This is a genomic window from Pseudomonas sp. NPDC086112 (assembly GCF_044746425.1).
GTDB lineage: Bacteria > Pseudomonadota > Gammaproteobacteria > Pseudomonadales > Pseudomonadaceae > Aquipseudomonas.
Window position 1 is genome coordinate 77,796 of sequence record NZ_JBIVCD010000030.1, and the last position, 249, is coordinate 78,044.

General features: G+C 56.6%; 1 protein-coding gene. It reads left to right on the forward strand.

Annotated elements, in window-relative coordinates; all coding sequences use genetic code 11:
* Positions 1 to 39: 39 nt before the first annotated feature.
* The coding region (locus ACIPLA_RS19880; RefSeq protein ID WP_401175294.1) for a transcriptional repressor at positions 40 to 249 on the forward strand (210 nt) is incomplete at its 3' end.

Consider the following 249-nt stretch of genomic DNA (forward strand, 5'->3'; position numbering starts at 1 on the left):
TAATAGAAGCTGCGAAGCAGCATCGCGATAAAGCTGACCATGGTTGAAAATAGCGAACTACGCAAAGCCGGCCTCAAAGTGACCCTTCCACGGGTCAAAATTCTGCAAATGCTCGACTCCGCCGAGCAACGCCACATGAGTGCCGAGGATGTCTACAAGGCGCTGATGGAGGCTGGTGAGGACGTCGGTCTGGCCACGGTTTACCGTGTCCTGACCCAGTTCGAGGCAGCTGGCCTTGTGGTGCGGCAC